The organism is Pseudorhodoferax soli, assembly GCF_003337555.1.
GTDB classification, from domain to species: domain Bacteria; phylum Pseudomonadota; class Gammaproteobacteria; order Burkholderiales; family Burkholderiaceae_C; genus Pseudorhodoferax; species Pseudorhodoferax soli.
Map to the genome: position 1 here is coordinate 36,073 of NZ_QPJK01000006.1, position 23,376 is coordinate 59,448.

Sequence of the window (23,376 nt, forward strand, 5' to 3'; positions counted from 1 at the left end):
GCACACATCAATCCTTGTGCAACATGCAATTCACAATATCGATGCGGGGCCGAAGAATGCCGCATGAGCAAAACCATCCCCTGTGTCCTGATGCGCGCCGGCACCTCGCGCGGACCCTTCTTCCTGCGCGAGTGGCTGCCCGAGGGCGACGAGGCGCGTGACCAGGCGCTGATCGGCGCCATCGGCGCGTCCGACCCCTTGCAGCTCGATGGCGTGGGCGGCGGCAGCACGCTGAACAGCAAGGTGGCCATCGTCTCGCGCTCGAGCGTGCCGGGCTGCGACCTGGACTATTTGTTCGCACAGGTCGGCGTGGGCCACCGCTCGGTCGACACGCGGCCCAACTGCGGCAACATGCTCTCGGGCGTGGCGCCGTTCGCCATCGAGCAGGGTCTGGTCGAGGCGCAGCAGGGCACGACCAAGGTGCGCGTGCACAACGTCAACACCGGCGCGCGCATCGACGTGACCGTGCGCACGCCGGGCGGCCGCGTCACCTACGCGGGCGATGCCCGCATCGACGGCGTGGCCGGCACGGCCGCCCCCATCCTGCTGGACTTCCTCGATGCCTGGGGCGCCGTCACCGGCCAAGTCTTCCCCACCGGCCAGCGCATCGACCGCATCCAGGGCGTGGAGGTCAGCTGCATCGACGCGGCCATGCCGCTCATGATCGTGCGCGCGGCCGACCTGGGCGTCAGCGGGCGCGAGAAGCCGGTGGCGCTGGACGCCGACACGGCCCTGCTCGAACGCATCGAATCGCTGCGGCTGGAGGTGGGCCTGCGCATGGGCCTGGGCGACGTGTCGAACAGCGTGATCCCCAAGCCGGTGCTCGTCAGCGCCGGCGAATCGGCCAACAGCATCACCTCGCGCTACTTCACGCCGCGGCGCTGCCACGCATCGCATGCGGTGACCGGCGCCATCGGCGTGGCCAGCGCGTTCGCGCTGCCGGGCACGGTGGCCAGCGGCATGGCACGCAGCGCCGGTTGCCACCAGCTGACGGTGCTGCACCCGGCCGGGCAGATCGACATCGAGGTCGAGCTCGGCGGCGCGGGCGAGGCCGTCAGCGTGCAGCGCGCCGCCCTGGTGCGCACCGCGCGCAAGATCATGCAGGGCGAGCTGCACCTGCCCGACTACGTGTTTTCGCGTCCCGAAGAGGCCGCGCAGCCCGCTGCGCGCAAGCCGCTCACCCTGATCGTGCCGACCAGCGCGGGCGGCGGCAACGACACCATGGCCCGCATCATCGCCGCCAAGCTGGCGCCGCTGCTGGGCCAGGAGGTGCTGGTCGACAACCGCGCCGGTGCCAACGGCGCCGTGGCCAGCGAGTACGTGGCCGGCGCGGCCCCCGATGGCCAGACCCTGATGTTCGGCTACGTGGGCACGCATGCGATGAACCCGGCGCTGCAGAAGCTGGGCTACGACCCGGTGGCCGATTTCGCGCCCATCGGCCTGGTCGGCTCCTCGCCGACGCTGATGGTGGCGCACCCGGACCTGCAGAGCGGCGATGTGCCCGCGCTGGTGGCGGCCCTGCGTGCGCAGCCCGGCCGCTACGCCTATGCGTCGGCCGGCGAGGGCACGCCGCCGCACTTCGCCGCGGCACTGTTCCAGCTGGCCACGGGCGCGCGCATGGCCGGCAGCACCTACCAGGGCGCTGCGCCGGCCATCGCCGACACGGCCAGCGGGCGCACGCAGATCATGTTCCCCAGCCTGTTCACGGCCCACCCCTTCGTGCACAGCGGTCGACTGCGCGCACTCGCCGTGGCCGGCCCGCAGCGGCTGCCGGGCCTGCCCGACGTGCCCACGCTGGCCGAGGCCGGCGTGCCGGGCGTGGACGTGACGCAGTGGTATGGCCTGTTCGCCCCCGCGCGCACGCCGCACGACCGCGTCGACACCTTGAACCAGGCGCTGAACCAGGTGCTGGCCGATCCAGCGGTCGTCCAGCTGTTCGAACAGCACGGCGCGCGCGTGGAGGCGGGCACACCGCAGATGTTGGCCGCCCGCGTGCAGGCCGACCTGGCGCGCTGGCAGGCCGTCGTCGCGCAGGGCGGGCTGGCGGTCGCCGAACAGCGCGCGGCGGTGCTCGAGTAGTGCTGGCCGAGGGGCGGCGGTGCGATCAGCCGGCCCTTGGCCATGCAGGCAAGTCGCAGGGCCGCCCAGGCCCTGTTTTGCATTCTTCGTTTTCCCTTGTGCGACCGAGCACAAAAAAAGGGATGCCTGGCGAACCAGGCATCCCTTCACGCGGGTGCGGCAGGGCTTCAGAAGTGGTGCCGCACCCCTGCGCTGAACCCCGTCGCCCGCTTCTTGTTGGCCGCGCCCTGGAACCCGCCCTGCCACCGCGTGTGGTCGGCTTCGAGGTAGACCATGCTGCGCCGCGACAGCTTGTACTCGGCGAACGCCACCGTGCGGCCGTAGCCATCGTCGGCGCGCGCGCTGCGCTCGCGCGCCACCCGGTAGTGCGCCAAGGTGAGGTCGACGAACGCGCCCGCGGGCACCGTGGCGCCCAGGCCCAGCGTGCGCAGCGCGGCGCGCGTCGTTGCGCTGGTGTGGGCCTGGCTGCGCGCATAGAGGGCCGCCAGGCGGATGCCGCCTTCCAGGGTGTAGGCGGCGCCCAGCACGTGGCCACGCAGGCCCAGCGTGTCGTCGTTGTTGCGAAAGCGCTGGTGCGCTGCCGACAGCTGCAGCCGGCCCAGCTTGTAGCCCAGGCCCACGCCGGTGGAATCCGAAGCCCCGCTGTTGCCAGGCACCTCGCCCAGGCTGTGCATCAGCCGCACGTGCAGGCCGCCGAACTCGGCGTTGTACTTGATGCTGTTGTTCAGCCGGTACGAGCCCGTGGCCGACCCGCTCGCGCCGTAGCCCACGCCCAGCTGGTGCTGGCTCAGGGCCGCCACGTTGATGGCCGGGTTGAAGCTGGCCAGCCGCATGCCCAGCGGATCGATGGGCGAGATGGCATCGGCCAGCAGCGTGGTCTGGCGCCCCAGGCTGACCAGGCCCCAGGGGCCGCCCAGGCCGACCCAGGACTGGCGGTCGAAGTACATGGTGGAACTCGCCGGTGCGCCCGTCTTGGCATTGATGCCCGATTCGAGCTGCGCCTGCGCGCTGAGCCCGCCGCCCAGGTCTTCCTGGACGCGGATGCCCCAGCGGCTGGTGTTGTTGAGCCCGCTGGACATGGTGGTGGCCGATGTGTCGCTGGGCGCGAACTCGTTGAGCCCGCTGGCGCGGCGCATCGACAAATCGACGATGCCGTACAGGCGTGCGCTGCTTTGCGCCTGCGCGCAGTCGGCGGCCAGCGCGCACAGGGTGGCCAGCGCCGCCGGCGCGATCAGCTTGCGCTGCATGGAAGGGGCTTGGGCCAGGGTGGGCATGCTCAGTCGGCCTTCAGTCCGGTGGCCTGCACCACCTTCTTCCACTTGACCTGCTCGGCCGCGACGAAGCTGCGCATCTGCGGCAGGGTCATGGTCTCCACTTCGGCGCCGCTTTCGACCAGCTTGTGGGCGATGGCCTTGTCCGCCAGGATGCGGTTGAGCGTGGCGTTCAGCTGCTCCAGCACGGGCGCAGGCGTCTTGGCGGGCGCGAACATGGCGTACCACTGCGAGACGTCCACGCCGGCGATGCCCTGTTCGGCCAGCGTGGGCACATCGGGCAGCAGGGTGGAGCGCTTGCTCCCGGCCACGCCCATGGCCTTGAGCTTGCCGTTCTTGACGAAGGTCATGGCCGTGAACAGGCTCGGGAACATCACCTGCGTCTGTCCGGCCATGGTGTCGTTGACCGCCGGCGCGGAGCCCTTGTAGGGCACGTGCAGCATGTCCACCCCGGCGGACAGCTTGAACATCTCGGCAGCGAAGTGGGGCGCGGTGCCGTTGCCGGCCGACGCGTAGGAGGCCGGCTCCTTGCTTTGCTTGAACTGCGCCACGAACTCCTTGGCGTTGTTGGCCTTGACCTTGGGGCTGACCACCATCAACGTGGCCGACGAACCGACCATGGCCACGGGCTCGAAGTCGGCCACCGGGTCGTAGCGCAGCTTCTGCAGCGCCGGGTTCATGGCGTGCGTGGCGATGTAGCCCAGCATCAGCGTGTAGCCATCGGGCGCGGCGCGCTTCACGTATTCGCTGGCGATGGCACCGTTGGCGCCGGCCTTGTTCTCCACGATCACGGTCTGCTTCAGTGCCAGCGAGAGCGCCTGCCCGAGGGTGCGGGCCATCGCATCGTTGGCGCCGCCGGCCGAAGTGGGCACGACGATGGTGATGCTCTTCTCGGGCCAGGCGGCCGCCGCTGTGCCGCAGGCGAATGCGGCGGCGGCGGCGATGGCGCCGACCAGGTGTCGTTGTGGAAACTTCATTTGTCTACTCCGGTGGATTGCAAAGGTTGGCATGCGCAGAAGACTGGATGGTCGGCGGCGCGGGTGCTTCTGTGAATTGCATCTTTGCGAACGATTGATGCACACTGTCGATCACCGGAGAACCAGGACATCGCATGGCCATCAACTTCAACCTCAACGACCTGCAGGCCTTCCGCACCGTGGCCGAGCTGTCGAGCTTTCGCAAGGCGGCGGACGCTTTGCACGTGTCGCAGCCGGCGTTCAGCCGGCGCATCGAGAAGCTGGAAGAGGCCCTGGGCGTGAAGCTGCTGGAGCGCACCACGCGCAAGGTCAGCCTGACGGCCGTGGGCCGCGATTTCGACCGCAAGGTGCAGCAGCTGCTGGACGACCTGGACAACACGCTGCTGGGCATCCGCGGCGTGGCCGGCACGCGCATGGGCGAGGTCACGATCGCGTGCGTGCCGTCCACGGTGTACTACTACTTGTCGCAGGTGGTCTCGCGCTACCACGAGCGCTACCCGAAGATCCGAGTCAGGGTGTTCGATGCGGGCGCCAACGATGTGCTGGCGGCCGTGGCGCGCAGCGAGGCCGATTTCGGCCTCAACTTCATCGGCAGCCAGGAGCCCGACATCGAGTTCAAGCCCTTGCTGGAAGAGCGTTTCGTGGCCGCGTGCCGGCGCGACCATCCACTGGCGAAGAAGCGCAAGGTGGGCTGGGCCGAGCTGGGCCAGTACGACTTCATCTCGGTCAGCAAGACATCGGGCAACCGGCTGCTGCTGGACCAGGCGCTCGCGGGTCTGCCAGGGCGCCCGCAGGCCATCTACGAGGCGCAGCACGTGACCACCATGCTGGGGCTGGTGGAGGCGGGGCTGGGCGTGGCGGCCGTGCCTTCGCTGGCCATGCCGGGCGCCGACCATCCGCTGCTGGTCAGCGTGCCGCTGGTCGACCCCATCGTCACGCGCAAGGTGGGTCTGATCCGGCGCAAGGGCCGGCCGCTGTCGCCGGCGGCGCAGCAGCTCTACGATTTCTTCGCGGAGATGAAAGGCAAGCGCGCCCTCGCGGCCAAGCGCGCGCCTGCGTGAGAACGCGCTACCCGCGGGCAGCCAGCACCCGGTCGACCATCACGCCGGCCTGGCCCAGGTGGTTCGCCGGCTCGCACATCGCTTCCAGTTGCGCGCGCGTCACGTGCTTGGTGATCTCCGGGTGCACGGCCAGGACCTCGATCAGCGGCCGGTCCTTGGCGATCGCCTCGCGGCACAGGTCATACACCAGGTCGTGCGCGTACTCGCGGCCGATGTAGGGCCCCAGGCCCATCATCACGGCCTCGGACATCACCAGGCCGTTGGTCATGGCGATGTTGGCGCGCATGCGGGCGCCATCCACCTCCAGGCCCTTCAGGATGAACTTGGTCTGCTTGAGCGCGCCCGACATCAGGCAGAAGATCTCGGGCAGCGACACCCATTCGATCTCCCAGGGGCCGGTGGAGCGCTCGTGGTCGGCCACCATCGCGTCCATCAGCGCAGCGGCGTGCTGGCGCGCCACCGAGATGTTGGCGTGGATGTACAGGCACGAGATCGGGTTGCGCTTTTGCGGCATGGTGGAGGATGAGCCGCGCCCGGGTGCGTAGGGCTCGAAGACCTCGGCCACTTCGGTCTGCATCATGAGCTTCACGTCCATGGCGATCTTGCCCAGCGAGCCGCCCACCAGGCCCAGGAAGGCGCCGACCTCGGCAATGGTGTCGCGCACCGTGTGCCAGGAGATCAGCGGTTGGGCCAGGCCCAGCTCCTGCATCAGCGCGGCCTGGGTTTCCATCGCACCCTTCTCCAGCGACGACAGCGTGCCCGACGCACCGCCGAACTCGCCCATCAGCACGCGCGGCTTGAGCTGCTGCAGCCGCTCGCGATGGCGGTCGATGCCGGCCAGGATGCTGGCCATCTTGTAGCCGAAGGTGATGGGCGTGGCCTGCTGCAGGTTGGAGCGGCCGATGACCGGTGTGTCGCGGTACTTCCTGGCCAGCGATGCCAGCGCATCGCCGATCTCGTTCAGGTCCTGCTCGACCAGCGCCAGGCCTTCGCGCATCTGCAGCACGGCGGCGGTGTCGGTGATGTCTTGCGTGGTGGCGCCCCAGTGGCAGTACTCGCCAAGCTTGTCACGGCAGTGGGCGTTGATCTGGTTGACCACCGCGATGATGGGATAGCCGATCTGCTCGGTCTTGGCCTTGAGCTGCACCCAGTCGATCTGCGACAGCTCGCAGTTCTTGACGATCTCGTCGGCCGCCTCCTGCGGAATGATGCCGAGACGGCCCTGCACCCTGGCCAAGGCGCGCTCGATGTCCAGGTACTTGGCGGTGCGGTTCTCGTCGGACCAGACTTCGCGCATGCGCGCGTCGCTGAACATGTCGCCGAAGATGCGCGAGTCGATGATGGTGGCTGCCATGGAGTTCTTTCGTTGGGGGTGTGGGGGTCAGACCGTCTGGGCGGCGCGCAGTGCGGCGATGTCGCCGGCCGCGTAGCCCAGTTCGGCCAGGATGGCGTCGGTGTGCTGGCCCAGTGCGGGCACCGGGTCCATGCGCGGGCCGCCCGCCTCGCCGCCCCAGCTGCCGGGCGGCAGCATGGCAGGCAGCGGGCCCTGCGGCGAGCCGACCTCGGTCCAGCGGCCACGCGCCTGCAGCTGCGGGTGCGCCCAGACCTCGGCCATGGTGTTGACCTGGGCGTTCGCGATCTGCGCCTGCTCCAGCCGCGTGACGACCTGCGCTGCGGTCAGCGGCGCGAACGCGTCCACGATGATCTGGCGCAGCGCGACGCGCTCGGCCACGCGCTTGAAGTTGGCGGTGAAGCGCGGGTCGGTGGCCAGCGTGGGCTGCTGCAGCACGGTGGTGCAGAAGCTGGCCCACTCGCGCTCGTTCTGCAGGCCCAGCATCACGGTGCCGCCGTCGCCCGCGGGGAACGGGCCGTAGGGGTAGATGGTGGCGTGGCTGGCGCCCGTGCGCGGCGGCGGCGCGGCGCCCTCGAACGCGTAGTACAGCGGGTAGCTGGTCCACTCGGCCAGCGATTCCAGCATGGAGATGTCGATGCGCTGGCCGCGCCCGGTCTGGCTGCGCTGCATCAGCGCGGCCAGGATGTTGGTGTACGCGTACATTCCCGCTGCGATGTCGGCGATCGAGGGGCCGGCCTTGCAAGGCTCGTCGGGCGTACCGGTCACGGAGACGAAGCCGGCCTCGCTCTGGATCAGCAGGTCGTAGGCCTTCTTGTCGCGGTAGGGGCCGGGGTTGACCGGGTCGTCGCCGTAGCCCGAGATGTCGCACACGATCAGGCCGGGCTTGCGCGGGGAGAGCGCCTCGTAGCCCATGCCCAGCCGCGCGGCGGCGCCGGGCGCGAGGTTCTGCACCACCACGTCGGCCTTCTCCAGCACCAGGCGCTCGAGCACCTTGGCGGCCTCGGGATGCTTGACATCCAGCGTCAGGCTTTCCTTGGAGCGGTTGGTCCAGACGAAGTGCGAGGCCAGGCCGCGTACGCGCTGGTCATAGCCGCGGGCGAAGTCGCCGCTGCCCGGGCGTTCGATCTTGATGACGCGGGCGCCCAGGTCGGCGAGCTGGCGGGTGGCGAACGGCGCGGCGATGGCGTGTTCGAGCGTGACGACGGTGATGCCTTTGAGGGGTTGCATGGTGGTGTTCTCCGGGTCAGCGCAAGGTGGCGGTGGCGTCCATCGTCAGCCAGCCTTCGTGGTCACTGGCCCACAGGCGCACGGTCTTGCCGTCGGCCTGCAGTTCGCCGTTGACGTGGAAGGGGTGCAGGTCGAAGGTCGGCCGCACGGCCTTGAAGCGGAAGCTCGCCACGTCGGCACCGGGCAGCTGGCGCCGCAGCAGATCCATCAGCAAGGTGGCGATCAGCGGGCCGTGCACGATCAGGCCGGGGTAGCCCTCGACCTGGGTGACGTACTGTCGGTCGTAGTGGATGCGGTGGCCGTTGAAGGTCAGCGCCGAGTAGCGGAACAGCAGCACGTCGTCGGGCACGATCTCGCGGCGCCAACCCGTGGCTGCGGTGCCCTTCTCCGCGTCCTGGGGCGGCGGGGCCACGTCGTTCGGGCCCTGGGCTTCGCGGTAGACAATGTCGTGGAACTCGACCAGCGCCGGGTCGGCGGCGCCGTTGCAGCGCACCTCATGCCGCACCTTGACGAACACCAGCTTGCCCGTGCGGCCCTCCTTGGTGCTGACGTCGTCGATGGTGGAGGTGCGGGCCACGGCGTCGCCCACACGGATCGGCGTGTGGAACGCGAATTGGCTGCCCGCCCACATGCGGCGCGGCAGCGGCACTGGCGGCATGAAGCCGCCGCGCCTGGCGTGGCCGTCGGCGCCGATGTCCGACTGGCGGTGCAGCGGCAGGAAGTAGAGCCAGTGCCACAGCGGCGGCAGTGGCACGCCTGTGGACGTGTCGGCGGCGGGGTGGTCCAGGGTGGCCGTGAGGGCTGCGACCTGCGTGGGATGGACGGTGTCCTGGACGGTCTCGCTGCGGCCGATCCAGGCCTGCAGCGCTTGCGTGGCTGTGCTCACTTGCGTCTCCGGTGGTTGGCTGCGTGCGGTGCAGCGTTGCCGGGCAGTGTGGAGCAGCTCCATCGCCAAGTGAATTGCAACATTCCGAAAGATTGATGCATGCAATGCAGCAATGCGGCGCGCGGCGCCGCGGCTGTTGCAGCGCCGCCAGCGCGCAGCAGGGCTGGTTCAGGCGTTTGCGCCGGCCAGCGCGCGCAGCTCCGTGCTGCTGCGATGGCCGACATGGCGCGCGGGCCCGGCCAGCCAGGCCTGCGCGGCCGCCCGCCCCGCATCGCGCAGGCGTTCGAGAAACGGCAGGTGCGCGATCAGCCGCGTCTCGCCGCGCAGCGCGGCCAGCACCGGGCCGCCGTCCACCAGGTGCCAGCGCGCGCGGGCGATGCGCCCGGCCACGCCGCCGCCGGGCCACCAACGCGTGCCGACGTCCGCCTGCAGCGTGGCCAGCAGGTCCAGCTCCCGCAGGAAGGGCGCCTGGAAGGCGATGTCCATGGCGCGCTCGGCGATCTCGGCGCGCTGGCGCGGCGTGCGCGCATGCTGGCGCGGCGCCAGCAGCACCAGCAGCGTGTCGGCGGCGCAGCGTGCGTCGGCCAGCAGCGGCAGCAGGGCCGGGTTGGCGCTGTAGCCGCCATCCCAGTAGGGCTCGCCGGCGATCTCCACGGTGTGGTGCAGCGTGGGCAGGCAGGCCGAGGCCAGCACGGCGTCGAGGCTCAGCGCCGCGTTGTCGAAGACCTTGAGCCGGCCGCTGTTGGCGTGCGTGGCGGCGATCGCCAGCTTCGGCGCATCCGCACGGCACAGCGCCGTGAAGTCCAGCTGCTCGGCGAGCAGTTCGCGCAGCGGATCGCGGCCCAGCGGATTGAGCTCGTGCGGGGCGAAGAGCTGCGACCACTGCAGCATGAGCCGCGCCAGCGGGTTGAAGGCCAGCGCATCGTCTTCTCCCACGGTCAGCCATTCGAACGGCACGCGGCTGCCGATGGCGCTCCAGAAGTCGCTCAGGGCGGCACGCGCAGCCGCGGGGCCGCCTTGCACCAGCCCGTGGGCCAGCAGCACGCCGTTGATGGCGCCGGCACTGGTGCCGCTGATGCCGGCGATGGCGAAGCGGTCGGCTTCCAGCAGCGCGTCCAGCACGCCCCAGGTGAAGGCGCCGTGCGCGCCGCCGCCCTGCAAGGCGAGGTTCAGGGCCGGGCGGTGCGGAGTGAGGAAGGGCAGGGTGGGCCAGCGCATGCGTGCAGCATGCCATGCCCACTTGTCAGGGCGCTGTCAGGCCCACATGTCAGGCCCACATGTCAGGCCCACCTGTCAGGGCCTGCCGCGGTACCGGCCCGGCCGGGCAGCGCCGTCGATGATCTCGCGCCAGGACTTGCCGGCCGCGCGGAGCTGGTCGGCCGAGGGCCCGAGCGGATGGCCGTAGCGTGAACTGGTCCAGGCCTTCAGCCGTGCGAGCTCGTCGGCGGGCGTGTCGGCGCGAAAGCGCTGCTTGAGCGCGTTGCGCTGCGCGACGGCCCAGCGCGCCACCTGTTCCTCGCCATCCCCGGCCGTGAGAAGCCGCTCGGCCGCCACACGCAGCGCGGCGACCTCGGCTTCGTAGTGCGCGCGCGGATCGCTGCCCATGGCGGATCAGCGGCGCGTGGCGCGCTTCGCGGCTGGCCTGCGCGGCGCTGCGGCCGCCGCGGCACGCAGCGCGGCGTCCCAGGCCAGGCGTGCCCAGCGTGCGGCTTCCTCGCGGTCCTCGAAGACTTCGGCCGGCACCTCGTGGTAGTTCATGCGGGCCAGCTCGCCCTGGCGCGCGTACGCGAAGGCCGGCAGGCCGAGTTGCTCGAACGCCGCCCGGTTCTGCGCGTCGGTCTTGAGGTACAGCCGCTCGTTGGCCACCAGCGCGAACATGCGCCCTTCGTGGAACACGCCATGGCCGCCGAACATGCGGCGCACGGTGATGCGGCCGAAGCGCTCGAAGACCTCGTGCAGGTTGTCGCTGAATTCGCTCATGGCAGCCTGTGGTCGGCCGGGCAGGGCCTGCCACCGCGCCGAGACCCGCCCGGCTTGGCACTTCCGCGGGCCGCGCTGGTGCACACCGTGTCAGGCATGCGCCATCAAGGCCACCGAAGCCAGCAGTTCGCGCACCTTGAAGGGTTTGTCCAGCGTGCGCAGGGGCTTGAGCGCTTCCAGGCGGCTGGCCGCTGCAGCGGAGACCGGAAAGGTCAGGGCGACCACGGGGAGGTCCGGCCGGCACACGAATTCGCCGGCGCGCACGCGTTCGAACAGCGTGAGTGCCTCGCTGCCGTCGCCCATGTCCAGCACCATGCCGCCGAAGCGCCGGGTTTCCAGCAGCGGCAGCGCGCGCGCGACGCTGGAGGCCTCGTGGAACTCGACCAGGCCCAGTTCGCGCGCCACCGCGACCATGGTCCGGCGCATCACGAACTGCGGCTCGACCAGCAGCACGGCGGGCGGGCGGATGGCCGCCGTCACGCGCCATCCTCCGGGTTCTCGTTCGCCAGCGCTTCGTCGACCAGGGTGCGCAGCGCCTCCAGCACCGCCAGCTCCACCGTGCCCAAGGCGCGCGGCTTGCTGTCGAGCACGCACAGCGTGCCCACCCGTTCCCCGCCCGGGGCGCTGAGCGGCGCGCCGGCATAGAAGCGGATGTGGGGTGCGCCCGTCACCAGCGGGTTGTCGGCGAAGCGCCCGTCCTGCAGCGCATCCTCGACGACGAAGGTCTCGGGCTGCAGGATGGCGTGGGCGCAGAAGGCGATGTCGCGGCCGGTTTCGGGCACGTCCAGGCCCACCCGCGACTTGAACCACTGGCGTTCGCCATCGATCAGGCTGACCAAGGCCATCGGCATGTCCAGTTGTTCGGCGGCGAAGCGCACCACGCGGTCGAAGCGTTCCTCGGGCGGGGTGTCCAGCACCATCAACGCCTGCAGGGCGCGCAGGCGGGCGTCTTCGTCGGCGGGCAGTGGTGCGGCTTGCATGGGGCGCCAGCCTAGCATGGCGGCCCGGCGCCTGTCGGACGCTGCCGGTGGTCTCAGCTGCGCGGGCCGCCTGCCGAGCGCCGCTGTTCCCGCAGCATGAAGAGGTAGAGCCCTTCGACCTTCTCGCGTGCCCAGGGCGTCTTGCGCAAGACCTTGAGGCTGGACGCGATGCTCGGCGCCTGCGTGAAGCAGCGCAGCGGGATGCGCTCGGCCAGGCCCGGCCAGCCGAAGTGGGCCACCAGTTCGGTCAGGATGCGTTCCAGCGTGAGGCCGTGCAGCGGATTGCGCGGCTGGGCCGCAGGGGAAGGAGGAAGGTTGTCGCTCACGGCCGCGATGGTGCCACGACCCGTGCCGCCAGGCGCAGAATGCGTCCCCCACCGCGCGCACCACACCATGAACACCATCGAGAAGATCCTGCTGTTCGGCGCCGCGCCTGTCGTGCTGCTGCTGTCGTTGCTGGAGGCAGTGGTCCTGTCGCGCCGTGGCGGCTACGACTGGCATGCCTACGGCGTCTCCCTGTTCGACTTCGTCGGGCGCATCGCGATCACGGTGTTCGTGCCGCTGACCATCGCCGCGCCGCTGGTGCGCTGGGTCGAGCAGCACCGGCTGGCGACGATCCCGGTGGAATCGGTCGGCGCGGGCCTGCTGCTGTTCTTGCTGCTGGAATTCTTCTACTACTGGCTGCACCGCGCCGGCCACCGCGTGCGCTGGTTCTGGTGCAACCACGCCGTGCACCACACGCCCAATCAGCTGAACCTGGGCGCCTCGCTGCGCATCGGCATGTTCGGCAAGCTCAGCGGCAACGTGGTCTTCCTGCTGCCGCTGGTGTGGATCGGCTTCGACCTGCGGCTGGTGCTGGCTGCGCTGTCGCTGAACCTGCTTTACCAGTTCTGGCTGCACGCGACCTGGATTCCCAGGCTGGGCTGGCTCGAACACGTGCTCAACACGCCCTCGGCCCACCGCGTGCACCATGCGGCCAACCTGGACTACCTGGACGCCAACTACGGCGGCGTGCTGATCGTGTTCGACCGCCTGTTCGGCACCTACACGGCCGAGCGCGATGCGCTGCCCTGCCGCTACGGCCTGGTGCACCCCATGGCCAGCCGCAACCCGTTGACCGTGGAGCTGGCGCAGTGGCTGGCGCTGGCGCGCGACCTGGTGCGGGTGCGCAGCCTGCGCGCGCTGCTCGGGCATCTGTGCATGCCGCCCGGCTGGTCGCCAACCGGCGCGCACGAGACCACTGAGGCGCTGCGCGCGCGTGCCGCCGGCCCCGTGGCCGCTGCGCTCAGCGCGCCCCGAACGCCGCGCCTGCGAACAGATCCTTGAACTCGCGCGGCTGCGAGCGCCAGTACTGGCGCGGGGCGACCACCTGGGCCCCCAGCCTGGTCGCGGCGTGCCAGGGCCAGTGCGGGTCGTACAGCACGGTGCGGGCGATGGCCACGGCATCGGCCCGGCCCTCGGCGACGATGGCCTCGGCCTGCTCTGGCTCGGTGATGAGGCCGACCGCGATGGTGGGCAGGCCGACCTCGGCCTTCAGGCGCTCGGCGAACGGCACCTGGTAGAGCGGCCCGAGCGCGATGGCCTGCTGCGGCGAGACGCCGCCCGAGGACACATGGATGGCCGCGCAGCCGCGCGCCTTGAGCTCCTGCGCCAGCGCCACGGTGCTCTCCACATCCCAGCCACCCGGCACCCAGTCGGTAGCCGACACCCGCACCCAGACCGGCTTGCCGGGCGTGAAGGCCTCGCGCACCGCGTCGAACACCTCGAGCGCAAAGCGCATGCGGTTGGCCAGGCTGCCGCCGTAGCCGTCGCTGCGCTGGTTGGACAGCGGCGACAGGAACTGGTGCAGCAGGTAGCCATGCGCGGCGTGGATCTCGATGCCGTCCAGCCCGAGCCGGGCGGCACGGCGGGCGGCGCTGGCGAAGGCCTCGCGCACGCGGCGCAGGCCGGCCGCGTCGAGCGCCAGCGGTGCCTGCTCGCCCGGGGCATGCGGCAGCGCCGAGGCCGAGACGCCCTGCCAGCCGCCGGGCTCGCCGGCGCGCACCTGGGCGCCGCCGTCCCATGGTGCGCGGCTGGACGCCTTGCGGCCCGCATGGCCCAGCTGGATCGCCACCGGCATGGGCGAATGCGCGCGCAGCGCACCCAGCACGCGGGCCAGGCCGGCCTCGTTGGCGTCCGAGTACAGGCCCAGGTCACCCGCGCTGATGCGGCCCTCGGCTTCCACGGCCGTGGCTTCCAGGACCAGCAGGCCGGCGCCCGACAGCGCCAGCCGGCCCAGGTGGATCAGGTGCCAGTCGCCCGGCGTGCCCTCGCTGGCCGAGTACTGGCACATGGGGGCGATCACGATGCGGTTGGCCAGCTCGAGCTGGCCGATCTGCAGGGGCTGGAAGAGTTGGCTCATGTCAGGCGGCGGGGGTGGCGGGGTTGGCGGGGTGGGCGGTGTTGGCGGAACGTGGCGCGGTGATGCCCGCGATCGTGCGCAGGATGTGCGCGCGCACCAGGGCCTCAACGCCCTCGGCATCGCCGAGCTTGAGCGCCGCGAGGATCTCGCGGTGCACGTCCTGCACGTAGTCGACGGAGGGGCGGGCCTCCATCCAGATGCGCATGAGGGGCTCGATCACCGAATGCAGCGCCGAGATCTGGTGCATCAAACGCGGTGCATCGCTGACCGCGCACAGGCGCTCGTGAAACTGCCGGTGCACGGTGATCCAGTCCGAGGTGTTGGCCGCGCTGCGCTGCATCCTGGCGAGGATTTGTTCGAGGTCGTGGATGTCGTCCGCGCTCACGCGGCGCGCGGCCATCGCGGCGGCCAGGCCCTCGAGCACGGCGCGCATCTCGAACACCTCGCGCACCTCTTTCTCGGTGAGGTCGCGCACCACCGCGCCGCGGTTGGGCCGCATCACGATCAGGCCCTCGGCCGCCAGGCGGTTCAAGGCCTCGCGCACGGGCATGCGGCTCATGCCCAGGGCACTGGCGATCTCCTCGGGCACCAGGCGTGCACCCGGGCGCTGCAGCCCCATGCGGATGGCATGGCGGATGTGCTGGTAGGCCTCCTCCTGGGCGGTCGAGTGGGTGGATTCGAACGAGGAGGAGCGTTGCATCAGCATCAATGGGGCGGGGGATTTGCACGAATGGCGGCGCAATTCTATGAGGGGGTATGCGGATCGACCGGGTGCGGGGCGCCCTGCATCGAAAGGGACGCATACGGTGCGCGCGGAGCACGCCCGTGGTGCATGGCCGCGCTGCGGCGCCCGGCGGCCTGCGCAGGCGGTTGAAAACGGGCCCTTGCGCGGCGGGCTGGCTGGCCTGGTAATTGCTGATGGACTGCATCCTGCAAACTGGATCCAATGATCCAGATATCCAAAAATGCAGGATACTCGCGGCGGCAACACAAGGGGCCGCCAGGCAATCCCTTCCATTCCGTAGACGAGGTTCCTCCCATGCTTCTTGAGTCGTTGCGCGCGTCCTTCCTGGCAGCCGCGGTGCTGGCCGTCGGCAGCAGCGCCAGTGCGCAGGCGCCGGCCTGGCCCACCAAGCCGGTCCGCATCGTGGTGCCGTTCTCCGCCGGCGCCGCCACCGACCTGATCAGCCGCCAGATCGGCACCGGCCTCGCCAAGGCGCTGGGCCAGGGCTTCATCGTCGAGAACAAACCCGGCGCCGCCGCGATGATCGGCAGCGATGCGGCAGCGCGCGCGCCGGGCGACGGCTACACGCTGCTCATGAGCGGCCCGGCCTCGATGGTGACCAACCGCTTCCTCTACAAGAAGCTCAGCTACGACCCCGATGCCTTCGCGAAGGTGGCGGTGGTCGCCATCACGCCCAACGTGCTGTTGTCCCATCCCTCCCTGCCGTTCAAGACCGTGCCGGAGATGGTGGCCTACGCCAAGGCCAACCCCGGCAAGCTCACCTATGCCTCGTTCGGCGCGGGCACCACTTCGCACATGGCCGGCGAGATGCTGCGCCAGCAGGCCGGCATCGACATCGTGCACGTGCCGTACAAGGGCGCGGGCGAGGCCATCCCTGCGCTGCTGTCGGGCCAGGTGTCGATGTACTTCGACACCATCATGACCGCGCTGCCGCAGGTCAAGGCCGGCAAGCTCAACGCGCTGGGCGTGTCCAGCGCCACACGTTCCGCGATGGCGCCGGACATCCCCACCATCGCCGAGCAGGGCTACCCGGGCTACGACATCGCGCCCTGGTATGGCATCGTCGCCTGCCCCGGCACGCCGCAGCCCATCGTGGCCCAGCTGAACACCGAGATCAACAAGCTGCTGCAGGATGCCGCCTTCCGCGACAGCCTGGCCGCCACCGGCGCCGAGCCGCGCGGCGGCTCCGTCGCCGACTTCGAGGCCTTCGTGCGCACCGAGGTGCCGCGCACCGAGAAACTCGTGAAGCAGTCCGGCATCACCATGCAGTAGCAGGCTGTCTTTCTTCCACCCCAAGCACACCCCCATGCAAGACTTCGACTGGTCCTTTCCCTACCGTTCGCAAAAGATGCCGCTGCTCGCGGCCAACGCCGTCAGCACCAGCCAGCCGCTGGCCGCGCAGGCCGGGCTGCAGATGCTGCGGGACGGCGGCAACGCCATCGACGCGGCGATCGCCACGGCCATCACGCTGACCGTGGTGGAGCCGGTCATGAACGGCATCGGCGGCGACCTGTTCGCCCAGGTCTGGCACGAGGGCAAGCTGTACGGGCTGAACGCCAGCGGCCGCGCGCCGGCGCGCTGGAGCCTGGCGCACTTCGCGGGCCGCAGCGCCATGCCCAAGGTCGGCTGGGACACCGTCACGGTGCCGGGCCAGGTCGCGGGCTGGCGCGCGATGTCCGAGCGCTTCGGCAAGCTGCCGTTCGCGCAGCTGTTCGCGCCCGCCGTCGCCTACGCGGCAGACGGCTTCCTGGTCTCACCGCAGATCGCGCGGCAGTGGGCGGCGCAGGTGCCGGTGCTGCTGGAGCAGCCCGGCTTCAAGGACACCTTCCTCGTCGAGGGCCGCGCGCCGCGCGCGGGCGAGCGCTGGCGCTGCCCCGACCAGGCGCGCACGCTGGGCGAGATCGCCGCCACGGGCGGGCGCAGCTTCTACGAGGGCACCTTGGCCGAGCGCATCGTCGACCACGCGCGCAAGACCGGCGGCGCCATCGCCGCGCAAGACCTCGCGCAGCACCAGGTGGCCTGGGTCGAGCCCATCGCCCAGGCCTTCCGCGGCCACTTGCTGCACGAGCTGCCACCCAACGGCCAGGGCATCGCGGCGCTGATCGCGCTGGGCATCGTCGAGCGCTTCGACGTGGAGGCCATGGGCCTGGACAGCCCGGATTTCTACCACCTGGCCATCGAGGCCATGAAGCTGGCCTTCGCCGACCTGCACGCCCACGTGGCCGACCCGGCCCACATGCAGGTGCCGCCAGCGGCGCTGCTGGACCCGCAGTACCTCGCGGCGCGCGCCGCGCTGATCCGCATGGACCGCTCCTCGGTGCCCATGGCCGGCGTGCCCAAGCCGGGCGGCACCGTCTACCTCGCCGCGGCCGATGCGGGCGGCAGCATGGTCTCGTTCATCCAGTCCAACTACCGCGGCTTCGGCTCCGGCGTGGTGGTGCCGGGCACCGGCATCGCGCTGCACAACCGGGGCGAGAGCTTCAGCCTGCAGGCCGGCCATCCCAACTGCGTGGCACCGGGCAAGCAGCCCGTGCACACCATCATCCCGGGCTTCGTGACGCAGGGCGGCCAGCCGCTCATGGCCTTCGGCGTGATGGGCGGCTCCATGCAGGCGCAGGGGCATCTGCAGATGCTGATGCGCCTGGCGGCATTCCGCCAGAACCCGCAGGCCATGAGCGACGCGCCGCGCTTCCGTGTCGAGAACGGCCCGGTCGTCAACGTCGAGGCGCATCTGCCGGGCGCGGTGGTGCAGGAACTGCAGGCGCGCGGCCACGCTGTGCAGGTGGCCCCCAACGACAGCCTGGAGTTCGGCTCGGCGCAGCTGATCCACCGCGTCGAGGGCGGCTACCTGGCGGCCAGCGACTCGCGCCGCGACGGCCAGGCCGTCGGTTTCTAAAGCACCCGAAAGCCGTGCGTGCCGTCGCGCGCCAGCTGCGCGACGAGGCCGAACTCCCAGTCCAGGTAGCCCTGCATGGCCGCGCGCGGCGCGTCCGTGCCTTCGTAGGGCCGGCGGTAGCGGTCGGTGCGCGGCGTGGCCAGGCGCGGCTCGCCGGTCTCCAGCGGCAGGCCGGCAGCGGCCCAGGCGGCCGTACCGCCCGCGAGCACCTGCACGCCGGCCGTGCCTTGGCCACGCGCGGCCAGCAGCGCCTGCAGTTCGGGGGCGGCATAGGGGGAAAGTACGCCGTCGGCGCTGGTCAGCACGTACTGGCCCGCCCGTGGCAAGTGGTCGATCGCCTGGCGCAGTTGCGCGCGGATGGCGAACCAGGCGCCCGGGATGTGGCCGCGCACATGCGCCTGGCCCGGTCCCAGGTCGACCACCACGCTGTCCGCCAGCGCGGCCGAAAGCTGTGCGGGCGTGATGCGCTCGGCGTCCGGCGCCGGCGGCAGCGCAGGCAGGGCCGCGCCGCGTTCGTCGAAGGCGCCGGCGCCGTCGAGAACGTAGACCTCCCAGCCCATCTGCGCGAGCCAGGAGCCGGTCATGTTGGCGCGCACGCCATCGTCGTCCACCAGCACGATGCGCGCGCCGCGCACCGGCACGCTGTGGTCGGTCTCCTGCACCAGCTGGCCGCCCGGGGCGCTGGCAAAGCCCGGCAGGTGGCCGGCGGCGTAGTCCTCGGGCGTGCGCACGTCGAAGGCGTACAGCGTGCGGCCGCGTTCGGCGCGCCAACGCGCCAGCGCCTGCGTTGTGGCGCGTCCCACGCCGGCGCGCCGGGCCGTGTCGGCCGCGGCCTGGCGCGCCTGGGCCAGGCGCTCGGGTGCGACCTGCGCAGGCGCGCGCCGGGCCGCGCCATGGTCCAGCTGCTGGCCCGCCAGCAGCCAGCCGATGGTGCCGTTGCGCAGCGCGGCCACGGGGTTGGGCACGCCCGCGTTGACCAGCGACTGCGTGCCGATGATGCTGCGCGTGCGGCCCGCGCAGTTGACGACGATGGTGGTGGCCGGATCGGGCGCCAGCTCGCGGGCGCGCAGCACGAGTTCGGCGCCCGGCACGCTGGTCGCGCCCGGGATGCTCATGGTCTGGTATTCGTCGAAGCGGCGCGCGTCCACCACCACGGCATCGGCGCCCGTGGCGATCAGCGCCTGCACCTCTTCGGCGGACAGCGAGGGCGTGCGGCACTCGTGCTCCACGAGTTCCCCGAAGGATTTGCTGGGCACGTTGACGTCGCGGAACACCTCGCCGCCCGCGGCGGTCCAGCCCTCCAGCCCCCCGGCCAGCGCATGCACGCGCGTGTAGCCCAGCGCGGCCAGCACGGCCGCGCCGCGCGGCACCAGGTCTTCGCCTCCGTGCGCGCCGTACAGCACGATGGTCGTGTCGCGCCGCGGGATGCGGCGCCAGGCTTCCAGTTCGATGCGCGACAGCGGCAGGTTGGCGGCCCACAGCGGATGCGACTGGGCGAACGGGTCTTCCTCGCGCAGGTCGAGCAGGGCGATCTCGTCACGCGCCAGCAGCGCGGCGCGGACATCGGCGGGTGTCAGTGAGGGCAGGGGCATGGGGCGAGCATAGGCGCCCTCTACGTGCGCTGATGCGGCCCGCGCATCAGCAGCTGCGGAAAACGCGCTTGGCAGATCAGCCCGCGCGCTGCGCCCGGGCCCGCCAGCGCCTGGCCCGTGCCGACCAACGCGCCAGCAGCCAGCGCATGCGCCGGCCGCCCCACAGCAGCAGCCGTCCGACCGGCTCCTGCAGCGCCGGCACGTCGCGCGCCACCAGCAGCAGTCCTATCGGCAGGTACTCCAGCCCGATGACCGGCAGGAACCACAGCGCACTGAACACGAAGCACAGCAGGGCGGCCGGTATGCGCACCCAGCGCGCCGCCGGTGAGAGCAGCCAGCGCAGCAGCCGCCTGAGCTTTCGGGGCAGCAGGCCCAGCAAGCCCGCGACCGCCTGGTCGTAGGCGCTGCCGGTGCGTGGGCCTGGCGCCCGCAGCCAATGGCTCAAAGGCCGTCCCGTGGCGCGCCCGATGCGGCCGTGCGGGCGCTGGCATCGCTGAGCCGTTGCCAGGCATCGCGCGAGGCGTGGCGCGCGCTTTCCCAGTCGAGCGTGGAGCGGCCGCGCGCCTTGTTCCAGTCGCGGGCGAGTTCCTCGTCGACCTCATCGAAAGCACGGCCCCCGTGGCGCCCGTAGGCGCTCTCACCGTAGCGGTAGGCCGGCCCGTAGTCCTCGTAGCGGGTGCCGGCGGCATAGGGCTGCTGTGCATGGTGGTCGCGCCAATAGGCCTCCTCGGCCGCGGGGTCCACCGTCGGGTCGGCCGCGGCCACGCCCTTGCCGGCCAGGGCGCCGACCGCCGCACCGGCGAGCGCGCCGGCTGCTGCGCCGACCGGCCCCGCCACACCGCCCACCGCCGCGCCTGCGGCGGCCGCGCCGGCGACACCGCCGGCCAGTCCACCCGCCACCGCGCCCACGCCGGTGGCGGCCTTGCTCCTGTCGGTCATGTTCATCTCCTGAAGTCCAGGCTCCACCGTAAGGGCCGCTGCGCCGCTGCCATGCAGGACAAGAACGCAGCCGGCTGTCCACCGCAGCAGTGCAGCCGTGCAGAGCGGGAAATCGGCCGACAGCGGCACGGGATGGCGTGCGCTGGACCGGCGCGCACCTGCGGCCAAACTAGTGCTTTTTCCCGGACCCAGGACCCTTCCGTTGGCCAGCACACACCGACAGGCGCCGTCAAGCGCTGCCCCCCAAGCCGAGGACGGCGCCGGCTTCGTCCAGGTGCGCGGCGCGCGCGAGCACAACCTCAAGAACGTCGACGTCGACATCCCGCGCAATGCCTTCGTGGTGTTCACGGGCATCTCGGGCTCGGGCAAGTCCTCGCTGGCCTTCGGCACCCTGTTCGCCGAGGCCCAGCGGCGCTATCTCGATTCCATCGCGCCCTATGCGCGCCGGCTGGTGGACCAAGTGGGCATCCCCCAGGTCGATGCGGTCGATGGCATGCCGCCCGCGGTGGCGCTGCAGCAGCAGCGCGGCACGCCCATGGCGCGTTCCTCGGTCGGCAGCGTCAGCACGGTCTCCAACCTGCTGCGGCTGCTGTTCTCGCGCGCCGGCCACTACCCGGCGGGCCAGGCCATGCTGTTCGCGGAGGACTTCTCGCCCAACACGGCGCAGGGCGCCTGCCCGCAGTGCCACGGCCTGGGCCGTGTCTACGACGTGACCGAGCGCTCGGCCGTGCCCGACGACAGCCTCAGCATCCGCCAGCGCGCCGTCGCGGCCTGGCCCGGCGCCTGGCAGGGGCAGAACCTGCGCGACATCCTGACCACATTGGGGCACGACGTGGACCGGCCCTGGCGCGAGCTGCCGCAGCGCACGCGCGACTGGATTTTGTTCACCGACGAACAGCCGACCGTGCCTGTCTATGCGGGCTTCGACCGTGCGGAGGTGCGCGCCGCCCTCAAGGCCAAGATGGCGCCCAGCTATATGGGCACCTTCACGGGCGTGCGGCGCCACGTGCTGCACACGTTCGCCAACAGCCCGAGCGCGGCCATGCGCAAGCGCGTCGCGCCCTACATGGTGGGCACGGCCTGCAGCCTGTGCGGGGGGCGCAGGCTCAAGCCCGCGGCCCTGGCGGTGCGCTTCGCCGGCCACGACATCGCGGCGCTCGGCGCGATGCCCATGGCCGAGCTCGCACAGTGCCTGGCGCCCGCCGCGCAGGGCCGCGCGCCAGCGCCCTCGGCAGCCCGCGGCGCGCGCCCGCGCACAGTGGCCAACCCCCGCCACGCCGGCGCGGACGATGTGCTGCGCACGCCCGAGGATTCGCAGGAGAAGACCCTCGCAGCGCAGCGGCTGGCGGGCGAGATCCTCGCGCGGCTGCAGACGATGCAGAGCCTGGGCCTGGGCTATCTCTCGCTCGACCGTGCCACACCCTCGCTGTCGGCCGGCGAGCTGCAGCGCTTGCGGCTGGCGACGCAGATCGGCTCGAAGCTGTTCGGCGTGGTCTACGTGCTCGACGAGCCGTCCGCCGGCCTGCACCCGGCCGACGGCGAGGCACTGCACCAGGCCCTGGCGCGGCTCAAGGCGGCCGGCAACACGCTATTCGTCGTCGAGCATGACGTGGCCACCATGCGCGCTGCCGATTGGCTGGTCGACGTGGGGCCGGCCGCCGGCAGCCATGGCGGCGAGGTGCTCTACAGCGGCCCGCCGGCGGGTCTGGCGGCCGTGGCGCGCTCGCAGACGCGGCCCTACCTGTTTCCGGATACTGGCGCGCCGGCCGCGCGCCGCACGGTGCGCCAGCCGCGCGCCTGGCTGCGGCTGCAACAGGTGCGGCACCACAACCTCGACGGCGTGGACGCCGACTTTCCGATCGGCTGCCTGAGCGTGGTCACGGGTGTCTCGGGCTCGGGCAAGTCCAGCCTGGTCAGCCAGGCCCTGCTGGAACTCGTGCGCCGCCAGCTGCATGCGCCGGCCGAGCCGGAAGAGGAACAGCCCGCGACCGAAGGCGACGACGCCGCGCAAGCCCCCATGCCGCCCGTGCAGGGCCGCATCAGTGAGGGCCTGGAGCACATCGCGCGCGTGGTGCAGGTCGACCAGAGGCCGATCGGCCGCACGCCGCGTTCCAACCTCGCCACGTACACGGGCCTGTTCGATGCCGTGCGCAAGCTGTTCGCGGCCACGCCCGAGGCGCGGCGGCGCCGCTTCGATGCCGGCCGCTTCTCGTTCAACGTGGCCAAGGGCCGCTGCGCGACCTGCACGGGCGAAGGTTTCGTGAGCGTGGAGCTGCTGTTCCTGCCCAGCGTCTACGCGCCTTGCCCCGCCTGCCATGGCAAGCGCTACAACGAGGCCACGCTGAAGGTCGCCTGGCAGGGCATGACGATCGCCGACGTGCTGGACCTGACCGTGGAAGCCGCCTGTGCGCGCTTCGCCGCGGAGCCCGCCGTGCTGCGCCCGCTGGAGGTGCTGCGCGACATCGGCCTGGGCTACCTGCGCCTGGGCCAGCCAGCGACCGAGCTGAGCGGCGGCGAAGCGCAGCGCATCAAGCTCGCGACAGAGCTGCACCGGCCGCAGAACGGCCGCACGCTGTACGTGCTCGACGAGCCGACCACGGGCCTGCACCCGGCCGATGTGGACCGTCTGCTTGCGCAGATCGGCCGGCTGGTGGCCGCGGGCAACACCGTGGTCGCAGTGGAGCACGACATGCGCGTGGCGGCCGCTGCCGACTGGCTCATCGACATCGGGCCCGGGGCTGGGCCCAAGGGCGGGCGCATCGTCGCGGCCGGCCCGCCGGACGACGTGGCCAGGCAGCGCGGCAGTGCCACCGCGCCTTACCTGGCGCAGGCGCTGCGCTGACGCGGGAGCGCCTTTGCGCGTTCTGCGCATGTGCGCATGCGCAAAACACGCTTGTGAGATCGGGGCGGCCTGCACAGAAGTTTTTTGCATAAGCAAGCAAATAAACAATCGTTGGGCGCAGCGCAGGCGCGGCCTACAGTGCAACG

Annotated in this window: 22 protein-coding genes; 6 read left to right on the top strand and 16 right to left on the bottom strand. The window is 71.3% G+C overall.

Features of this window, described 5'->3' with window-relative positions:
- The first annotated feature begins 63 nt into the window (after positions 1–63).
- A complete protein-coding gene (locus DES41_RS20820; protein WP_114469595.1) occupies positions 64–2,079 on the top strand; it encodes a 4-oxalomesaconate tautomerase in 2,016 nt (671 codons plus the stop codon).
- 167 nt (positions 2,080–2,246) lie between these two features.
- Here the strand turns inward: DES41_RS20820 and DES41_RS20825 are convergent, their stop codons facing one another.
- Positions 2,247–3,353 carry a porin gene (locus tag DES41_RS20825; RefSeq protein ID WP_245965803.1) on the bottom strand — a complete coding sequence of 369 codons (1,107 nt, stop codon included), beginning with the start codon at positions 3,351–3,353 and terminating at the stop codon, positions 2,247–2,249.
- A 2-nt stretch (positions 3,354–3,355) separates the two neighbouring features.
- Entirely contained in the window at positions 3,356–4,327 is a 972-nt protein-coding gene (locus tag DES41_RS20830; RefSeq protein ID WP_114469596.1) for a tripartite tricarboxylate transporter substrate binding protein, read from the bottom strand.
- Between the two features lie 134 nt (positions 4,328–4,461).
- Between DES41_RS20830 and DES41_RS20835 the strand changes: the two genes are divergently transcribed.
- Positions 4,462–5,388, top strand: a complete 927-nt coding sequence (locus tag DES41_RS20835) for a LysR family transcriptional regulator (RefSeq protein ID WP_114469597.1) — start codon at positions 4,462–4,464, stop codon at positions 5,386–5,388.
- A 7-nt stretch (positions 5,389–5,395) separates the two neighbouring features.
- Here DES41_RS20835 and pcaB read toward each other — a convergent pair whose 3' ends face one another.
- The 9 genes from pcaB to DES41_RS20880 form a co-directional block, all read right to left on the bottom strand.
- A complete protein-coding gene (gene pcaB / locus DES41_RS20840) occupies positions 5,396–6,742 on the bottom strand; it encodes a 3-carboxy-cis,cis-muconate cycloisomerase (protein ID WP_114469598.1) in 1,347 nt (448 codons plus the stop codon).
- A 27-nt stretch (positions 6,743–6,769) separates the two neighbouring features.
- Positions 6,770–7,969: a CaiB/BaiF CoA transferase family protein gene (locus DES41_RS20845; protein ID WP_114469599.1), complete on the bottom strand. Its 1,200-nt coding sequence runs from the start codon at positions 7,967–7,969 to the stop codon at positions 6,770–6,772.
- Between the two features lie 16 nt (positions 7,970–7,985).
- Entirely contained in the window at positions 7,986–8,855 is an 870-nt protein-coding gene (locus DES41_RS20850) for an HTD2 family dehydratase (protein ID WP_245965804.1), read from the bottom strand.
- A 168-nt stretch (positions 8,856–9,023) separates the two neighbouring features.
- Entirely contained in the window at positions 9,024–10,073 is a 1,050-nt protein-coding gene (locus tag DES41_RS20855) for a patatin-like phospholipase family protein (RefSeq protein ID WP_114469601.1), read from the bottom strand.
- A gap of 75 nt (positions 10,074–10,148) precedes the next feature.
- Positions 10,149–10,460 (bottom strand): hemagglutinin, encoded by a 312-nt coding sequence (locus DES41_RS20860; RefSeq protein WP_114469602.1) that lies wholly within the window; start codon positions 10,458–10,460, stop codon positions 10,149–10,151.
- A 6-nt stretch (positions 10,461–10,466) separates the two neighbouring features.
- Positions 10,467–10,835, bottom strand: a complete 369-nt coding sequence (locus tag DES41_RS20865) for a TfoX/Sxy family protein (RefSeq protein WP_114469603.1) — start codon at positions 10,833–10,835, stop codon at positions 10,467–10,469.
- Positions 10,836–10,925: 90 nt separating this feature from the next.
- Complete coding sequence (locus DES41_RS20870) at positions 10,926–11,315, bottom strand: DNA-binding transcriptional response regulator (protein ID WP_245965805.1); 390 nt, start codon at positions 11,313–11,315, stop codon at positions 10,926–10,928.
- Entirely contained in the window at positions 11,312–11,815 is a 504-nt protein-coding gene (locus tag DES41_RS20875) for a GAF domain-containing protein (protein ID WP_114469604.1), read from the bottom strand. Before DES41_RS20875 ends, DES41_RS20870 begins: the two co-directional genes overlap by 4 nt.
- A 53-nt stretch (positions 11,816–11,868) precedes the next feature.
- Positions 11,869–12,150, bottom strand: coding sequence for a VF530 family protein (locus DES41_RS20880; RefSeq protein WP_425466381.1), 282 nt, complete (start codon positions 12,148–12,150; stop codon positions 11,869–11,871).
- Between the two features lie 58 nt (positions 12,151–12,208).
- Between DES41_RS20880 and DES41_RS20885 the strand changes: the two genes are divergently transcribed.
- Positions 12,209–13,141 (top strand): sterol desaturase family protein, encoded by a 933-nt coding sequence (locus DES41_RS20885; protein WP_114469606.1) that lies wholly within the window; start codon positions 12,209–12,211, stop codon positions 13,139–13,141.
- On the opposite strand, the gene DES41_RS20890 is transcribed toward DES41_RS20885, so the two are convergent.
- Positions 13,101–14,216, bottom strand: coding sequence for an NADH:flavin oxidoreductase/NADH oxidase (locus tag DES41_RS20890; protein WP_114469607.1), 1,116 nt, complete (start codon positions 14,214–14,216; stop codon positions 13,101–13,103). The genes DES41_RS20885 and DES41_RS20890 overlap by 41 nt on opposite strands.
- Position 14,217: 1 nt before the next feature.
- Positions 14,218–14,916: a GntR family transcriptional regulator gene (locus DES41_RS20895; RefSeq protein WP_342769675.1), complete on the bottom strand. Its 699-nt coding sequence runs from the start codon at positions 14,914–14,916 to the stop codon at positions 14,218–14,220.
- 339 nt (positions 14,917–15,255) lie between these two features.
- On the opposite strand from DES41_RS20895, the gene DES41_RS20900 reads away from it, so the two are divergent.
- The gene (locus DES41_RS20900; RefSeq protein ID WP_114469609.1) at positions 15,256–16,233 is read left to right on the top strand and encodes a Bug family tripartite tricarboxylate transporter substrate binding protein; all 978 of its coding nucleotides are present in this window, start codon (positions 15,256–15,258) and stop codon (positions 16,231–16,233) included.
- A gap of 34 nt (positions 16,234–16,267) precedes the next feature.
- Complete coding sequence (locus DES41_RS20905; RefSeq protein WP_114469610.1) at positions 16,268–17,857, top strand: gamma-glutamyltransferase family protein; 1,590 nt, start codon at positions 16,268–16,270, stop codon at positions 17,855–17,857.
- Here the strand turns inward: DES41_RS20905 and DES41_RS20910 are convergent.
- From DES41_RS20910 to DES41_RS38475, 3 genes are all read right to left on the bottom strand, one after another.
- Positions 17,854–19,449: a rhodanese-like domain-containing protein gene (locus DES41_RS20910; protein WP_114469611.1), complete on the bottom strand. Its 1,596-nt coding sequence runs from the start codon at positions 19,447–19,449 to the stop codon at positions 17,854–17,856. The two genes, DES41_RS20905 and DES41_RS20910, sit on opposite strands and share 4 nt — an antisense overlap.
- A gap of 76 nt (positions 19,450–19,525) precedes the next feature.
- Positions 19,526–19,894 (bottom strand): hypothetical protein, encoded by a 369-nt coding sequence (locus DES41_RS20915; RefSeq protein ID WP_211333027.1) that lies wholly within the window; start codon positions 19,892–19,894, stop codon positions 19,526–19,528.
- Positions 19,891–20,388, bottom strand: coding sequence for a hypothetical protein (locus DES41_RS38475; RefSeq protein ID WP_170168242.1), 498 nt, complete (start codon positions 20,386–20,388; stop codon positions 19,891–19,893). Before DES41_RS38475 ends, DES41_RS20915 begins: the two co-directional genes overlap by 4 nt.
- A 202-nt stretch (positions 20,389–20,590) precedes the next feature.
- Between DES41_RS38475 and DES41_RS20930 the strand changes: the two genes are divergently transcribed.
- Positions 20,591–23,230 carry an excinuclease ABC subunit UvrA gene (locus tag DES41_RS20930; RefSeq protein ID WP_114469613.1) on the top strand — a complete coding sequence of 880 codons (2,640 nt, stop codon included), beginning with the start codon at positions 20,591–20,593 and terminating at the stop codon, positions 23,228–23,230.
- The last annotated feature ends 146 nt before the right edge of the window (positions 23,231–23,376 follow it).

What these genes read in the sequence shown, in the direction of transcription:
- DES41_RS20820 (WP_114469595.1), top strand. Translation starts at nt 64, where the DNA reads ATGAGCAAAACCATCCCCTGTGTCCTGATGCGCGCCGGCACCTCGCGC.
- DES41_RS20825 (WP_245965803.1), bottom strand. Translation starts at nt 3,353, where the DNA reads ATGCCCACCCTGGCCCAAGCCCCTTCCATGCAGCGCAAGCTGATCGCG.
- DES41_RS20830 (WP_114469596.1), bottom strand. Translation starts at nt 4,327, where the DNA reads ATGAAGTTTCCACAACGACACCTGGTCGGCGCCATCGCCGCCGCCGCC.
- DES41_RS20835 (WP_114469597.1), top strand. Translation starts at nt 4,462, where the DNA reads ATGGCCATCAACTTCAACCTCAACGACCTGCAGGCCTTCCGCACCGTG.
- pcaB (WP_114469598.1), bottom strand. Translation starts at nt 6,742, where the DNA reads ATGGCAGCCACCATCATCGACTCGCGCATCTTCGGCGACATGTTCAGC.
- DES41_RS20845 (WP_114469599.1), bottom strand. Translation starts at nt 7,969, where the DNA reads ATGCAACCCCTCAAAGGCATCACCGTCGTCACGCTCGAACACGCCATC.
- DES41_RS20855 (WP_114469601.1), bottom strand. Translation starts at nt 10,073, where the DNA reads ATGCGCTGGCCCACCCTGCCCTTCCTCACTCCGCACCGCCCGGCCCTG.
- DES41_RS20860 (WP_114469602.1), bottom strand. Translation starts at nt 10,460, where the DNA reads ATGGGCAGCGATCCGCGCGCGCACTACGAAGCCGAGGTCGCCGCGCTG.
- DES41_RS20865 (WP_114469603.1), bottom strand. Translation starts at nt 10,835, where the DNA reads ATGAGCGAATTCAGCGACAACCTGCACGAGGTCTTCGAGCGCTTCGGC.
- DES41_RS20875 (WP_114469604.1), bottom strand. Translation starts at nt 11,815, where the DNA reads ATGCAAGCCGCACCACTGCCCGCCGACGAAGACGCCCGCCTGCGCGCC.
- DES41_RS20885 (WP_114469606.1), top strand. Translation starts at nt 12,209, where the DNA reads ATGAACACCATCGAGAAGATCCTGCTGTTCGGCGCCGCGCCTGTCGTG.
- DES41_RS20890 (WP_114469607.1), bottom strand. Translation starts at nt 14,216, where the DNA reads ATGAGCCAACTCTTCCAGCCCCTGCAGATCGGCCAGCTCGAGCTGGCC.
- DES41_RS20895 (WP_342769675.1), bottom strand. Translation starts at nt 14,916, where the DNA reads ATGCAACGCTCCTCCTCGTTCGAATCCACCCACTCGACCGCCCAGGAG.
- DES41_RS20900 (WP_114469609.1), top strand. Translation starts at nt 15,256, where the DNA reads ATGCTTCTTGAGTCGTTGCGCGCGTCCTTCCTGGCAGCCGCGGTGCTG.
- DES41_RS20905 (WP_114469610.1), top strand. Translation starts at nt 16,268, where the DNA reads ATGCAAGACTTCGACTGGTCCTTTCCCTACCGTTCGCAAAAGATGCCG.
- DES41_RS20910 (WP_114469611.1), bottom strand. Translation starts at nt 19,449, where the DNA reads ATGCCCCTGCCCTCACTGACACCCGCCGATGTCCGCGCCGCGCTGCTG.
- DES41_RS38475 (WP_170168242.1), bottom strand. Translation starts at nt 20,388, where the DNA reads ATGACCGACAGGAGCAAGGCCGCCACCGGCGTGGGCGCGGTGGCGGGT.